This is a genomic window from Desulfobacter latus, from assembly GCF_013389365.1.
Taxonomy (GTDB): domain Bacteria; phylum Desulfobacterota; class Desulfobacteria; order Desulfobacterales; family Desulfobacteraceae; genus Desulfobacter; species Desulfobacter latus.
In genome coordinates this window covers 45,085-60,017 of the sequence record NZ_JACADJ010000011.1, presented here as the reverse complement: position 1 = coordinate 60,017, position 14,933 = coordinate 45,085, and the positions used below count along the sequence as shown (strand labels likewise).

Annotated in this window: 15 protein-coding genes; 9 read left to right on the top strand and 6 right to left on the bottom strand. The window is 48.2% G+C overall.

All coding sequences use genetic code 11. The annotated features are described in order from the left end of the window. Positions 1–2: 2 nt before the first annotated feature. Genes lpxK through lptF form a run of 4 tightly spaced genes read right to left on the bottom strand, consistent with a single transcriptional unit; the run spans position 3 to position 4,764 of the window. Entirely contained in the window at positions 3–1,196 is a 1,194-nt protein-coding gene (lpxK, locus tag HXW94_RS05385) for a tetraacyldisaccharide 4'-kinase (RefSeq protein ID WP_178365871.1), read from the bottom strand. Continuing rightward, complete coding sequence (locus HXW94_RS05380) at positions 1,189–2,487, bottom strand: 3-deoxy-D-manno-octulosonic acid transferase (protein WP_178365870.1); 1,299 nt, start codon at positions 2,485–2,487, stop codon at positions 1,189–1,191. Before HXW94_RS05380 ends, lpxK begins: the two co-directional genes overlap by 8 nt. A gap of 10 nt (positions 2,488–2,497) precedes the next feature. After that, positions 2,498–3,577, bottom strand: a complete 1,080-nt coding sequence (gene lptG / locus HXW94_RS05375) for an LPS export ABC transporter permease LptG (RefSeq protein ID WP_178365869.1) — start codon at positions 3,575–3,577, stop codon at positions 2,498–2,500. Next, on the bottom strand, positions 3,574–4,764 hold the full coding sequence (gene lptF / locus HXW94_RS05370) for an LPS export ABC transporter permease LptF (RefSeq protein WP_178365868.1): 1,191 nt from the start codon (positions 4,762–4,764) through the stop codon (positions 3,574–3,576). The genes lptG and lptF overlap by 4 nt, the downstream gene beginning before the upstream one ends. Before the next feature lie 89 nt (positions 4,765–4,853). On the opposite strand from lptF, the gene HXW94_RS05365 reads away from it, so the two are divergent. Beyond that, on the top strand, positions 4,854–5,495 hold the full coding sequence (locus HXW94_RS05365; RefSeq protein ID WP_178365867.1) for a thiamine diphosphokinase: 642 nt from the start codon (positions 4,854–4,856) through the stop codon (positions 5,493–5,495). 11 nt (positions 5,496–5,506) lie between these two features. On the opposite strand, the gene HXW94_RS05360 is transcribed toward HXW94_RS05365, so the two are convergent. Further along, complete coding sequence (locus tag HXW94_RS05360) at positions 5,507–6,403, bottom strand: flagellar basal body-associated FliL family protein (protein WP_246293755.1); 897 nt, start codon at positions 6,401–6,403, stop codon at positions 5,507–5,509. Between the two features lie 261 nt (positions 6,404–6,664). On the opposite strand from HXW94_RS05360, the gene HXW94_RS05355 reads away from it, so the two are divergent. From HXW94_RS05355 to HXW94_RS20095, 3 genes are all read left to right on the top strand, one after another. Then, positions 6,665–7,114 carry a MarR family winged helix-turn-helix transcriptional regulator gene (locus HXW94_RS05355; RefSeq protein WP_178365897.1) on the top strand — a complete coding sequence of 150 codons (450 nt, stop codon included), beginning with the start codon at positions 6,665–6,667 and terminating at the stop codon, positions 7,112–7,114. A 25-nt stretch (positions 7,115–7,139) separates the two neighbouring features. Beyond that, a complete protein-coding gene (locus HXW94_RS05350; RefSeq protein ID WP_178365866.1) occupies positions 7,140–7,886 on the top strand; it encodes a (Fe-S)-binding protein in 747 nt (248 codons plus the stop codon). Between the two features lie 68 nt (positions 7,887–7,954). Beyond that, complete coding sequence (locus HXW94_RS20095; protein WP_218576583.1) at positions 7,955–8,149, top strand: LUD domain-containing protein; 195 nt, start codon at positions 7,955–7,957, stop codon at positions 8,147–8,149. 78 nt (positions 8,150–8,227) lie between these two features. On the opposite strand, the gene HXW94_RS20620 is transcribed toward HXW94_RS20095, so the two are convergent. Continuing rightward, a complete protein-coding gene (locus HXW94_RS20620; protein ID WP_178365865.1) occupies positions 8,228–8,425 on the bottom strand; it encodes a hypothetical protein in 198 nt (65 codons plus the stop codon). A gap of 501 nt (positions 8,426–8,926) precedes the next feature. On the opposite strand from HXW94_RS20620, the gene HXW94_RS05335 reads away from it, so the two are divergent. The 5 genes from HXW94_RS05335 (at position 8,927) to galE (ending at position 14,929) form a co-directional block, all read left to right on the top strand. Then, the gene (locus tag HXW94_RS05335) at positions 8,927–10,552 is read left to right on the top strand and encodes a polysaccharide deacetylase family protein (protein WP_178365864.1); all 1,626 of its coding nucleotides are present in this window, start codon (positions 8,927–8,929) and stop codon (positions 10,550–10,552) included. Then, complete coding sequence (locus tag HXW94_RS05330; RefSeq protein ID WP_178365863.1) at positions 10,549–11,244, top strand: hypothetical protein; 696 nt, start codon at positions 10,549–10,551, stop codon at positions 11,242–11,244. Before HXW94_RS05335 ends, HXW94_RS05330 begins: the two co-directional genes overlap by 4 nt. 216 nt (positions 11,245–11,460) lie before the next feature. Beyond that, positions 11,461–12,753, top strand: a complete 1,293-nt coding sequence (gene iscB / locus HXW94_RS05325) for an RNA-guided endonuclease IscB (protein ID WP_178365862.1) — start codon at positions 11,461–11,463, stop codon at positions 12,751–12,753. Positions 12,754–12,830: 77 nt separating this feature from the next. After that, positions 12,831–13,916: a hypothetical protein gene (locus tag HXW94_RS05320; protein WP_178365861.1), complete on the top strand. Its 1,086-nt coding sequence runs from the start codon at positions 12,831–12,833 to the stop codon at positions 13,914–13,916. After that, positions 13,913–14,929, top strand: a complete 1,017-nt coding sequence (gene galE / locus HXW94_RS05315; RefSeq protein WP_178365860.1) for a UDP-glucose 4-epimerase GalE — start codon at positions 13,913–13,915, stop codon at positions 14,927–14,929. Before HXW94_RS05320 ends, galE begins: the two co-directional genes overlap by 4 nt. Positions 14,930–14,933 lie beyond the last annotated feature (4 nt).

Genomic DNA, 14,933 nt, shown 5'->3' with positions numbered 1-14,933 from the left:
ATCTACTCTTGAATTATCATTGACAACTCTGACGTTCTACTCTGTCCGTTCGTATTTTTCAAAATAAATTGTTCCAGGTCCCCGGGATCGGAAAAATGCAACCGGATACCAATAACAGCAACTGCCACATCCCTGAAGTATGCCGGATTTACCTTGACCCAGTCTTTTTGCGTTGTCAGGATAAAATCAACCTTCAACGCCTTGGCCCGGGCCAGAATCCGTTTAAAATCAGGCCCGTTATACCGGTAATGGTCGCAAAATTCAAGGTGTTCGGCAATGTTTACCCCCAGATCCTGCACGGACTGTGCAAAGGAAGCGTTCCGGGCCAGGCCTGAAAACAGAACCGCTGTTTTTCCTTGCAGGGTCCAGGATTGAAAATCCTTTGTGTTATGATCGCTTTCGGCCGGAAATAATTGTGCCACAAAGGGCTCATGCATACAGTAAAAAAGCGGTACAGGCGTCAATTTTTTACTGGTGTCGTTTGCAACGGATTGATGCTCTGATGCCTGAGGCGCGTCCAATTCAAATGCATCCGGGGAACACCGGGTAAACACAACAGCATCAATTCTGTCTTTTGCCATACAAAGGGTTTCACGCAACGGGCCTGCCGGGAGCATGCGTCCGTTCCCCAATGGCTGTTTGTAATCCAGAAGCACCAGATTCAGGTTTCGGTGCAGTCTAAGATGCTGGAATCCATCATCTAGAATAATCACATCAGGTGCAAACGCTTCCATGGCCATAAGGCCCGCCTTATACCGGTCTTTTCCCACCACCACAGGAAAGGCTTTTTCCATGGCCATCATATAGGGCTCGTCACCGCATATTTTTGCATCCAGAAACACGTCTCGACCATCCGATACCACAGCAGCCTCGTCTTCAAGTGTCCCTCTGTAGCCCCGGCTGATCACCACAGGACGCAGCCCTTTTTCCACCAACATTTTTGCCAGCCAGACCGCCATGGGTGTTTTACCGGACCCGCCCACAGCCAGGTTGCCGATGGAAATCACAGGACAATCAAGGCACCTGGACTTCAGAAACCCGGCGCCATACATGGCATAACGCAGTTTCACCCCGGCTTTGTAGAGGCTTGCACAGCCGGCCAGCACCTGATCAAAAGAAAAAGGCGCAAAGGGACCGGGGGTTTCAATGGTCTGCAATACCCGTTTTTCTATCCGGCCCAGCCAGGATTTAATCAAGAAAGGCCTCCATCCGGCTTAAACAGGCATTCAGCGCCCCTGTGTTGTCTTTAAAAATTTGCCGGGCATTGAGTCCTATGCGACGGCAATACTCCGGATTGTCCAGCATTTTTTTGAGTTCAACCGCCAGGGCGTTTTCATCTTCAACCTGAATACCGCCTTTGCCCTGGACAAACAACCGGGCCATGTCACAAAAATCCGTCATATGGGGCCCAAAAAATACCGGCTTGCCAAACATGGCCGGTTCCAGAAGGTTATGTCCGCCCCGGGCCACCAGGGACCCGCCCACAAAGGCAAATATACAAAGTACATAGGCTTTGGCCAGAATGCCAATGGTGTTGAGAAGCATAATATCTGCGCCTTGCTTGCTTTCAAGCGGATCCAGGTAACATGCGACCCTGAATCCGGCTAAAGGCAATTCCCTGAGCAACGCTTTACACCTGCCCGGATCCCGGGGCGCAATGACAAGTTTAAGTGCAGGGTCGATTTGTCTTGCCTGGATAAATGCCCGGACCACCATGGGTTCTTCACCGGGATGGGTGGAACCGGCAATCATTATCCGATCACCTGTGTAAAATCCCAAATCCCGGACAAGAGCTGAAATATCTTCCCGGGACAACTTCGGACAGGGCTGATCAAATTTGATATTGCCGGTGACTTCAATACGGTTTCCGGCCACACCAAGTTGTTCAAAACCCAAAGCATCCTGCCGGGTTTGGGCCATAACACAGGAAAGTTTTGAGAAAAACAAATCGCTCAATGGCCCCATGCATCGGTACCCCTTTAAGGACCTTGGTGACAACCGTGCATTCACAAGGACCACCGGAATCCGGCGGTGATGCATGACAGACAAAAAACCAGGCCACAGATCCGTTTCCACCAGACAGACCATATCCGGTGAAATGCGTGAGACAACCCGTCTTACTGAAAACCAGATATCAAATGGGAAATAACCCAGTGTTGCAACCGGAGAATCGGCCCGGCCCGGCGGCATCAGATCAAGGGCCCGCTCAAATCCGGTTTTAGTGGATGCCGTAAAAACAATATCATGGGCCGGGTATTTTTTTTTTAAGGCGTTCAGCAGGGGCAGACTCGAGTTCACTTCCCCCACGGACAAGGCATGAACCCAGATTCTGCGCGTGTTGGCTTCTTTTTTAGGCAACCGGGTAAACAACCCCAGGCGTTGTAGTAGATTGGCCCGCCGTTTGGCTGAACACATCCAGACAACAGGTAAAAACGGCAGGCAGAAAAAAAATATCACCAAGGTGATGATATGGTAAAAAAAAATCATGAAACCAGCATCATTCCGTCTGAATCAGATAGATACACCCCAGGCATAAAAAAACCAGGTTGGCCACCCAGGCGGCCACCACCGGCGGCAGAATCTTTGCATAGCCCAAAGAAGCCGTAAACCCGAATATAAACCAGTACAGAAAACAAAACCCCACCCCCACGGCAATGCCCACGGGCAGGTTGGTCTTGACAAACTGCCTCATGCCCGTGGCCGCCCCTGTCAACGCCATGATCACGCAGATAAAGGGAAAGGCCAGTTTGCCGTGCATATCCACCTTATACGTGGTGGCGTCATACCCTTCGGCTGTGACTTTTTCTACATACCGTCTAAGCTCGGTATAACTCATTTCGTTGGTCTTTTTGGCCATGCGACCAAGGTCGTCAGGGTTCAAATCAAGGGCGATAACCTTTCTGGGGTTTATGGCCACATGATAGTCATCAATTGTGGCATCATATACCTGTTCAGTGACATCATTCAGAATCCATTGGCCGTTGTCATAATGCCCTTTTGCTGCATCAATTCGCGAGGCGATCTTGAATCCTGCGCCCATGGTGGTGCATGTGACGCCGGCCACCGTCTTTTGAACCGGGTCAAAAAAATTAATGTGTACCAGCATGTTGCCCGAACGAATCCAGATGTCTTTTCGACTGTGTCCCCCCTCCTTGTTTCCAACCATCTCATGGTAACGGATGTAGTTGGAACGTGCCATGGATAAAGGGATCAGGGTTTCACCCAGAAACAGCATCAACAGCGCCAGAAAACAACCGACCCAAATGGCCGGCTTAACCAGAAAATAAACGGAGATGCCCGAAGACTTTAACGCCGTAAGTTCTGCGTTCCGGTTCATGATGCCAAACACGGAAATAACCGCAAGAAGCAGCCCTGCCGGAGTGAACTGGACAAACATATACGGTAGCTTAAGCAGCACATACCAAAGCCCTCTGATAAAGGTCACATTGTATTCAAGGATTCTATCCATATGGGACAAATAATCAATAAAAACAAATAATACCATAACCAATGCCTGGATAATAATAAAAATCCCGACAAACTCCTTAAGCCAGTATTTGTGAAAGCACCGGATCACGGTGTTGTCCTTTTTCTAAAACGGGCCACAACCGCTGCCGGAAAATTTTGAATGCAAAGGGGCAGATGTACGGGCCGCTCTTCGGCATTCCGGATCAAAAGGAAAATGCCTGCCCCCCCCATGACCACATTGGGCAGCCACAGGGCAATGACCGGCGGATAACGACCGGCCTCTCCGCCGGACCAGCCAAAGGCCAGCAGCAGATAATAAAGCAGGAAAAAACCGATCCCCATCCCAAAACCGTTTGATTTTCTTAAGGACATAGATTGAACCCCCAAAGGAAATGCCAACAATCCCAAAGCAAGACATGCAAAGGGAATGGAAAATTTTTCATGCAATACCAGGCGGGCCTCACTGTCCATTTCAGGCGTTTTGAAACCGACCCGGATACGTTGAATCAGTTCATGCAGACTCATTTCATCAAAATCCTTTCTCACTTCCATGGGCTTATTTTTCTGCATGGCAGTCAGGTCTATGTTGATGTCATAGTGTCCGAAATTGATATTGGTCACGGAATGATCCTGAACATTGACCTGGTTGATCATACCGTCATATAGACGGATGGTGTATATATCCCGATTTCCCTGGTGCACCAGACGTCCCTTAGGCGCAGTTGAGATAGAAACCATGTCAGCCGTCCTCCGATCCTCAATGAATACGTCCGTCAAATCCCGGGTGCCCATATCCACATGGGCCACATAAATCATGATCCCGTCAAGCTGACTGTTAAATTGACGCTCCTGCAGTGCTGCATCAATACTGGACCTGGCAAGTTCTATGGTCTTTACCTTCAAAGCCAGTTTGCCCTTGGGAATTCCGTAAACCGTCACCCACATGGTGATTAAAAGGGTCATCACGCTGAATATGAGGACCGGCGGCAAAAGTTTATACAAAGACATGCCGGCCCCTTTCAGGGCTATGATCTCATTTTCCCCTGACATGCGCATGATGGTCAGAAGTACGGCAATCATGGTTGACATGGGAATGGTAAACTCCATAAACCGCGGCAGGGTATAAGATACCAGAAGAAGAATATCTGTGATACCGGCGTTGTAGTTAACCACCATATTCATGATATCCGGAATCCGGGTCATCAAAAATACCGAGGTTAAAAAAAAGGTGCTTATGGCAAACGGCGGGATAAGTTCAACAAAAAGATAAGTATGTATACGTTTGAAAATCTTCATCGGGTTGGAAAATACAGTAATATCTAAATTTAATAAAGTATTATCCTTTTGTTTGAATTATATTATTTTTCTGATATGAAACTTAAATTATGAAAACAATCATCATAGCAAACGGAACCCTGTCTGAAACAGACGGGTTTTTATCCCGGATACAGCAAGCGGACCTGGTTATTGCCGCAGACGGCGGGGCAGTTCACCTTTACCATATGGGCCTTGTTCCCCGGGTTATCATCGGGGACCTTGATTCCATTCCCGAAAATATCCTTTCATTTTTTAAAGAGAAACAAGTTAAAATTTTAAAGCATCCGGTTCGTAAAGACCAGACAGATATGGAATTATGCATGGAATATGCCATTGACCATGGATGTACCGACCTTCTCATTATGGGTGCTACCAGCACCCGGCTTGACCACACCCTGGCAAATATTTTCCTGCTGCGCCGGCTTGCAGACCAGGGAATTCCGGCCACGATCTTAGATGGCTATAATGATATTCATATTGCCGTTTCCCGCCTGACCCTCACGGGCTGCCCCGGCGACCTGATATCCGTCATCCCGATATCAGACCATGTTAAAGGGTTGACTCTGGAGGGACTGGAGTACCCGTTGACGGATCAAAGTCTTTGCATGGGATCAACCATGGGGATCAGCAATGTATTCATACAGGATAAGGCCGAGATCACGCTGAAGTCCGGTGCCGTACTCGTCATAAAACCAAAGGAAGATAACTGACCACCTGTCTATCACAAGGCTTTGAGATCCTCTTTTTCTACGCCTTCTTCACTGGTTTCTCCCTTTTCCCCTTCAGCGGGTTCCTCCTGGGTTGATGCCGCCGTATGTTCAATGACAAATTGTTCCACCTTGGCTGTAGAAACGGCAATAACCACATGGTCAATGACAACGTCTTTGATCAACCCTTCCATATAGGGGTTCAGTGTATCTTTAAGTTTTTTTTTCTGGGCTCTGATGCGATCAAAATCAGAAACATCATCATACGTCAGAGAAGACAGGTACATGATGGCAGCATCCCTGGCCCTGGGATGAAATTGGGGTACGGTCTGTTCCGGCATCAGTTCCATGAGTTTCAAATGAATATTCAGACACAGGTAGCGATCCCGGGCATTGGAAGAATGTCTGTCCAAATTGACGGCATAGGGCGCCATGGTAACAATCGGATTAAGTGCACTTGGGTCATCTTTATCCTTCCGGGTAAGCGTTTTTTTCCATTCCTCCTTACGACCGCTTTCGCTCTCAAGGACCATGAGCTGCTTGCTGATTTCAAGTACCTTGTAAAAATGGGTGTCATTTTTTTTCCAGACATCTTCGATATCTGACTTCTCGACGGTGAGAATGAGCTGCTTGTCGTCCAAATGCCAGGTACCCCGGGCCGTTCCCCTGGAAGCAACAATTTTAGACGTCACGTCTGCAATTCTGACCGAAGAAATCCACGTCCCTTTCATATCAATAGCAATGAGAGTATAAGCGCGATTTTTGTAATGAGTCCAATTGCCCAAGATCAGATCCGCCTCTTTTTTTTCTCTTTCTCCGCCGCACCCTGCAATACCGACAAGGAACATGAACATGACGGCGCAAAAAACAGCCCCCCTGTTCAACATCATTTCTTTAACCTGTTGTTTCATGTCATTTTCCCGACAACTTAACATTAAAATAAATTTGATCATCGAGTAACAGCATCGGCTACCATTAGTCGATCTTACGGATCAAGCAGGATAAAAAGCATTGATTGATACTTGCCTCCTGCCCTTATAATAGTATACAATATCAATTTTAAACTTAAAAACTGAATATCATCAAATCTAATATTAAATAATACAGACTCAATAGAAATACATTAAATTATGCCCGCAACAGAACTGAGCAAGCAAAGATGTCAAAACCTTTTGATATCAATTCGTAAAATTATCCAGGCCGTTGACATTCATTCCAGAAAGCTGAACAAAAAATTTGGTCTGACCGGCCCCCAGCTGATTGTACTCCAGGAAATTTCCTCCCACGGTCAGATTTCCATTACCCCGTTATCCAGGGCCACAAGCTTAAGTCAGGCAACCGTAACGGATATTACCAAGCGCCTTGAAAACCGTGGATACATTGCCAGAAAAAAAAGAGAAGATGACAGGCGGGCTGTCAGTATTTTTCTCACGGAAAAGGGTCAGGATATTATCCGGAACCTGCCGCCTCTCCTCCAGGAAACGTTCACGGAGCATTTTTCCGATCTTGAAGACTGGGAGCAGATGATGATCATCAGCGCATTTGAGCGGGTGGTCAGCATGATGGCCGCAGACAAGTTAGAGGTACCCCCCTTTCTGGTTACAGGCCCCCATCCGGAATAATACAAACGGTCAGGAATGAAATTCAATGACACATGCAACGTTGTTCATCCCGTGCATTGTGGACGGCATGTACCCGGAAGTGGGAGAAGCCGTGGTCAAGCTGTTCCAGCGTCTTGGCATTACCATGGACTACCCGGAAAATCAGACCTGCTGCGGCCAGCCCCCGTTCAATTCAGGCTACCGGAAAGAAGCGGCAAAGGCGGCAAAACATTACATTGAAACCTTTGAAGATTCTGAAACCATTGTCTGTCCGTCAGGCTCCTGCGTTGCCATGGTCCGGCATCACTATCGCGAATTGTTTGAAAATGAGTCGACGTGGCAACAGCGGGCCATTGCCGTGGGAAAAAGGACTTTTGAACTCACCGAATACCTGGTTGACGTACTCAAAATCCAAAACACAGGCGCCTGGTATGACGGCACCATCACCTACCATGACGCCTGCCACCTGAAACGCTATCTTGGCGTGGCCGCCCAGCCCCGGGCCCTGATCAGGCAGGTCAAGGGCGCCACGTTTGTGGAGATGAAGGATTCGGATACATGCTGCGGCTTTGGCGGTGCGTTTTCAACCAAATACCCGGATATCTCCACGGTCATGGTCAAGGAAAAAGTGAAAAACATTCTTGATTCAGGTGCCGATGCCGTGGTGGGCTGTGATATGGGATGCCTGATGAACATCAAGGGATATCTGACCCGCCACAACCTTGATGTCAGGGGACCATCTTTGCCGGGAGGCGCTGCCATTGAACCTCAATGTCATCCCGGTAAAGGATGAGGCCCGGGTATCAAAAGCCATTGCCGACCTGGTGAACAGCACCAAACCCGAATGGGGCACAAAAAAAAGTGTGGTCCAATGGGATCATCTTAAAAGAACTTTATGCCCTGCTTAAATATGATCCGGACACAAGGGAACCGGAACTGCTCCCCCACCACATGACCCTGATCTCGGGTCCAAGCAAAACCGCAGACATTGAACTGGTCATGGTACAGGGCGCCCATGGTCCCAGGGCCCTCTATCTCTATGTAATCACTGGATAATAGAAATTATAAAGGCGCCTTTTGCTTTTATTTCTCATGCAAAGGCGCCTTTATATAATCGTCATAGGCTAATCTAATCTAACCGCAGGTTCCGCCTGAACACCCCCCGCAGTTGCCGCCCTGTCCCAGCTCAATGCTCGAATCAAGGCTAAACCCCATACCGTTGAAATCAATCTTAATCGTTTGTGCTTTTTCCATGAACACCTTGTCCACCACAAATTTATGACCTTTAACATCAAAAAGATCGTCGCTGTCTTTAGGCTCATCCAGAGCCATTGCTAGAGACGGACCCGCTCAGCCGCCTGAGTTAAGAAAAATCCGGATGGGGCTGGGTTCATTCCCCTGGAAATAATTGTCGATCTGCGTTTTTGCAGCATCTGTAAGTTCAATCATTAAAAACTCCTTTTATTCAGTGTATGGATTCCAGGCTTTCACCCGGGATTAATTTTAAGTTTAACCATGCATTATTGTGTGTCAATATAAAGTTGTGAGTTTTGAAGCGAGGATATCCCTGAAATGATTAAATGTTACCGGGACAACAAATGAATAAGAAAGGGGACTTTTTTATATTTTGATTGTTATTCTGGCCTAAATTGTTATATTTATATAATAATTGCGTTATAAATTTGTTAAAAGGTGACCCAATTGAGAATACCATCTAAAAAAAACCGCGGTTTTCTCTTGTTCGCTTTGATTTTCTCCAGTCTTATCCTGTGTTGGTCTCCATCACTAAACAACCAAAATGTTCAAGCCGCTGAAAACAAATTAAAGGTGTGTGTGGCATTTGGATTTCATGTCAATTTATACCATTCCTTTCGTGGGGATACCAATGATGACAACGGTTTCGGTAAAGACATCGCCAATATCCGACATATTATCCAAACCCTGAACCGGGCCAACGACCAAGGCATACCGGTTCGGGCCAGTTGGGATTTTGACAATCATTTTTCTCTCGAACAGCTGCTTCCGAAATATGCCCCGGATATCATCCCGGATATCCGACAGCGCGTTGCAACCGGTAGGGATGAAGTCCTGTTAATGTCCTATAACAATGGCTTGGTCTCTGCAATGAACCGCAGGGAATTGACCGATGCGGTGTCATGGTCAATCAGCAATCGCTGGGGAAGCGGGGTAAAAGACTTATTTACGGAATACACCCCTGTGGTCCGCCCCCAGGAAATGATGACCACCCCCGGTAACTTCGCTATCTACAAAGCGTTGGGTGTAGAGGCGGTGGCCCTTTATTACAGTGCAGTCCCTTTTGATGCTTTCCGGGTATTCTCAAAGCAGCTGACAAGGGAGGAAGCCCATAATCCACTGACCTACATGAATGACCGAACCGGGGAAGAGATCCTGGTGATGCCAACATATAATGTTGGTGACCTTGTGGAAAATGTCAGCCTGCGCAAATGGGTCCAAGATCTTCACCGCCGTCAGGAACGCGGGCAGATTCAACGGGATGTGCTGTTATTTATCAACTTTGATGCGGATTCGGATTTCTGGAAAGGAATCGACTGTAACTGGCCCGTGGACCTCCTGCCAAATACCGACGGCCTGGAAAAGCTGATTCAAAAAATAAGCGATCTTGACTATGTGACGTTTACAACCTTGAAAGATTACCTGGCAGACCATGGCCCGGCAGGCGTTGTCAAATTTCAGCAGGACACGGCGGATGGCAGTTTTGACGGTTACAGCTCCTGGGCCGAAAAAAAGCAAACCACAGACGACTGGACCCGGATTGCCATGGCCCGCAGGTTCAATCAGGTCGTTCAGGCCCTGTTTGCCCGTTTCAACGACCCATATTTGGTTCAACGCCTCTCTCCTTTGCTTGACGCAGCCTATCTCACCCGGCTAAAGGCCTTGTCCACAACACATTTTGGTATGGCGACCCCGTTTATTGTGCCCGAGCGGGAAACGGCCATGCAACGAATCCTGGCGGATCTGAATGAATTGGAACAACGAATAAATCAAGTCCTTCAACCATATATTCAGACCAGGCTGAAGCAAGTTTCAACAAAAGACATTCAAGACAGCGGCCTGAAATGGGTGGATACTCTGCTGATTGTCACACCTGACAAACCAAAGGGAATCACGGGGTCCCGGTTTATCAATCTGCCGGTCTTGGAAGATATACCGCCGACGCATGGATATTATTTAAAAGGTCTTCATACACCACCCGTCCCCTTGATTGCATTGCCCCGGCCTGCAGGTCGTTCCCGGTTTTACATCACCGGTCCCGCGCCCCTGCCGGACGGTCTTTATTTACTCTGCCATGGCCCGAAGCCAAAGACAAAAACATACAAACCTGTGTCGCGGGTCACAAATGAAGGGGCATGCCTGACCAACCGAATCATATCGGTTGAGTTTGATCATTTGGGTAACCTTAAGGAGATACAAACGTGAATAACCATATTACGGATGGTTATATCGCACTGGTTTCCGGAAAAAAGGGACTGGCAGTAGGTATGGACAAAACTGTGGCCTCAAATTTTGCGTTTGCCCCGGTAAAAATCAGGTATGACAGAAAACAAAAATTGTTCAGCGCCAAAATCAACCCTTTCGGAACTTACTACGGCAGGCAATACGACCACCCCACCTGGGGAAACCGTCAGGGATTTAAGGCCACAGTGATCTCCGGAAAGCAATTTCACAGCGCTGCACCAACCTTTAACGGCGAGAATGCAAATTTCTCCATAATGCTCGGTTTTTTTGACCAGGGAAAAATGACCGACCGGCTCAAAAACGATCTTTTAATGCATTCAACCCCTGCAATAGCGTTCACTCTCAGGGAACGGCCTTCGAAAAAATCCCAGCCGCCCGTTCCGCCGGATATTTTCCAGGCTTCTTTTGCCGATGGGAAACTTACCTTGAAATGGGAAAGTCATAACCCTGACATTACGTTGTTTAAAATTCTGCTGGGGGAGCAATCCGGCAAGTATTCGCATGTTTACCGGACCGCCGGAAAAAGCCTGACTCTGGATCGCTCTTCCAATGATCTTCCCTTTGAATCCGGGAAAAGGTTTTATGCTGTTATTAAGGCGGTGGGGGCATCAAATAAAGATATTGCAAGAACCAGTCAACTACCCCTCGGCTAAAGACCGAGGGGCTTGAAAAAGCCCCAAAGTTGACCAGTCTAAGTGCTTCGAGTACTACGTTAGATCGGAAACAGGTACCCTGGGGTGCTCGCCAGCTCCAGGTTCTACGGCAAGTGGTTAAACAGGTTTAAGGGGTTAAGCCGGTGCTGCTTGCGCCAAACCCGATCATAACATTGACGAGGCAAACATTACCTTGGAAACAAGAGGATTTTAAAATTGAGTGTATTTGTTCTGGATACAAACAAAAAGCCTCAGAATCCGGTACATCCGGCAAAAGCAAGACTGCTTTTAACAGAAGGGAAAGCCTCAGTTTTCAGACAGTTCCCCTTCACAATCATTTTGAAAGAGACCGTTTTGGACGTGGCATCAAACCCATTGCGGATCAAGATTGATCCGGGCAGTAGAGAGACCGGAATTGCCGTGATTAACGACGATACCGGAGAGATTGTTTTTGCCATGGAACTGAGACATCGAGGCTGGCAGATCAAAAATAATCTGGAATCAAGACGAGCCATTAGAAGATCCCGGAGAAACCGGAAAACGCGATACCGAAAACCGCGCTTTGATAACCGGACCAGGGCGAAAGGATGGCTGCCGCCTTCATTAAAAAGCCGGGTTCACAATATCGAAACCTGGGTCAACCGCTTGTGCCGGTTTTGCAATATTCAGGCAATTTCAATGGAGTTGGTTCGGTTTGACATGCAGAAAATACAGAATCCCGAAATATCCGGTGTCGCGTATCAGCAGGGGGAACTCATGGGGTATGAGGTACGGGAATACCTTCTGGAAAAATGGGACAGAACGTGTGCCTATTGCGGAAAAACAGATATCCCATTGGAGATTGAACATATCGTACCGAGATCGAAAGGCGGTTCCAACAGAGTCAGCAATCTGACACTGGCCTGTACGGCGTGCAACAGGAAGAAGGGGAACAAGCCCCTAGAAGAGTTCCTTTCAAGGAAACCGGGACTGTTGAAGCGAATTCAAAAGCAGTCCAAAGTGCCGCTCAAGGATGCGGGCGCCGTCAACACGACCCGATGGGACTTGTTCCGTACCTTGAAAAAAACCGGACTGCCGGTTGAAACAGGCTCCGGCGGTCTGACAAAATTCAACCGGACGACCAGGGGACTTTACAAAACGCATTGGCTCGATGCCGCCTGTGTTGGGAAAAGCACACCGGAAAAGATGTTTCAGATCGATAAGGCCGTGTTGATTGTAAAGGCAGACGGTCATGGTTCAAGGCAGATGTGCAGGGTAAACAAGTTCGGATTCCCCCGGACAACAGCAAAGTCAACTGAGAAAAAAGTCAAAGGATTTCAGACGGGCGACATCGTCAAGGCGGTTGTCACTTCCGGCAAAAAGGTTGGAACGTACATCGGACGTGTCGCTGTCAGAAAAAGCGGATCGTTTAACATTAAAACAGTGGACAAAACAGTACAGGGCATTAGCTGGAAATACTGCAGGCTGCTTCACGCATCTGACGGCTATTCCTACAATACGACGTGCTAAGGTCCGCTACCTGGACTACTAAATTATTATAAGGAGGGCGGCAATTCCTCCCCTGAGCTAAAGACTCAGGGGGTTCCTTGCCGCATTTTATGAAACTGTCTGTCCCCTTTATTCCGGACAAAGGCTATGCCCGGTTTCTCACGAGGCACGCATCAAACCTTTCATCCATATATTTTCCATTGCCTTCAGGACCTGTAACCGATGCCAGGGTACGAATTGCTGATAACCTTGCATCACAGACCCGGGATCTATGCAACACCCTGTCCGCTTTGAAGGCAATTGACAAATATATCTTAATGAACACCCGCTTCATCCCCCCCGATGTATATACGGATAACACCACGTTGTCCGGCATACTCGATGATATTGCACACCTTGACAATAGTGTCGGGATAAAAGGTATTGTGCTTTCAGATATGTATCTTTTGCGCGCCCTTGACCAGACAGGGCATGAAATTGTCCCTCGTCTTGAAGCGGTACCGGGAATAAACGCCATGCTGGACAGCCCTGAAAAATTTTTCTCTTTTTTTGATCTGCTTGCCCTGTCCCGGTTTAAAAAGCCGGCGCGCATTGTGCCTGACCGCGCTTTAAACAGAAACCTTGAAAAACTGGCTGCCCTGTCTAAGGCAGTCAAAGGGTACGATCCGGACATACGCATTGAACTGCTGGCCAATGAAGGCTGCATTTATCAATGTCCGTTCAAGCTCAGCCATGATGCCCATATTGCCCTTTCCAATACCGGACTTGTCCGGGAAAGCACATTTCAAATGAATCAGAATATAGGGTGCCAGGCCTATTTTGACGTTCACCCCCAGGCGTTTCTGAAATCCCCTTTCATCCGGCCCGAAGACATTCACCATTATCAAGGCGTTGCCGACGGGATAAAGCTTTGCGGCCGTACCCGGGGCGTTCAGTTTTTAAAAAGGTGCATCAGTGCCTATATCCAGGAAAATTTTAACGGCAATCTTCTTGACCTGATGGATACACCGGAAACACTTGCCCGGCAATGGCACATAGATAATTCTCGCCTGGGAAGCCGGTTTTTTAACACCCTTACCGCCTGTACAAAAATGTGCAAAACATGTAAAATATGTTCTGAATTATTCAACAAGGTGGCGTGGAAAAAAGAGATAACTTTCAAACCTTACAAGGAATTTAAATGAAAATTCTTGTCACCGGCGGTGCCGGATATATCGGCAGCCATACCTGCGTCGAACTGCTGAACCAGGGCCACGACGTGGTCGTACTGGACAATCTTGTCAACTCGTCAGCCAGGGCCCTTGACCGGATTAGAAACATTACGCGAAAAGACCTTGCGTTTTTCCAAACGGATTTGCTGGATGATGCCGGCACCCATGCGGTGTTCAACGCCCATAAAGATATTGAGGCCGTGATTCACTTTGCAGGGCTTAAAGCTGTGGGAGAATCGGTTTCACAGCCCCTGCGCTATTACCACAACAATATCACCGGTACCCTGAACCTGATTGCCGCCATGGAAAAATCAGGGGTTACCGCCATTGTATTTTCATCATCCGCCACGGTGTACGGCAATCCGGCCAGTTTGCCCATCACCGAAGATTTTCCTCTGTCCGTAACCAACCCCTACGGCCGAACCAAACTGATGATTGAAGAAATCCTGTCCGATCTTTACACCGCCGACCCCAAATGGCACATTACCCTGCTGCGATATTTCAACCCGGTGGGAGCGCATCCATCCGGAGAGATCGGCGAAGATCCCAGGGATATTCCCAATAATCTGATGCCTTATGTGGCCCGGGTGGCCATAGGGCAGTTGCCCCGGGTCAATGTTTTCGGCAATGATTATGACACCCCGGACGGCACCGGGGTCCGGGATTTCATCCATGTCACCGACCTTGCCAAGGGACATATCAGCTGTCTTCAAAGGCTCATGGAATCCCCGGGCGTAGACATTTACAACCTCGGCACCGGCCGGGGGTATTCGGTAATTGAGATGATCAAAGGGTTTGAAAAGGCTTGCGGACACAATATCCCCTACGAAATAGGCCCCCGCAGACCCGGCGACATCGCCGCCTGCTGGGCAGACCCGTCTAAAGCCGAGCGCGAACTTGGCTGGAAAGCCGCCCTGGACATTGAAGACATGTGTAAAGATGCATGGCGCTGGCAGCAGAAAAACCCTAACGGATATGATTCATAAGAAA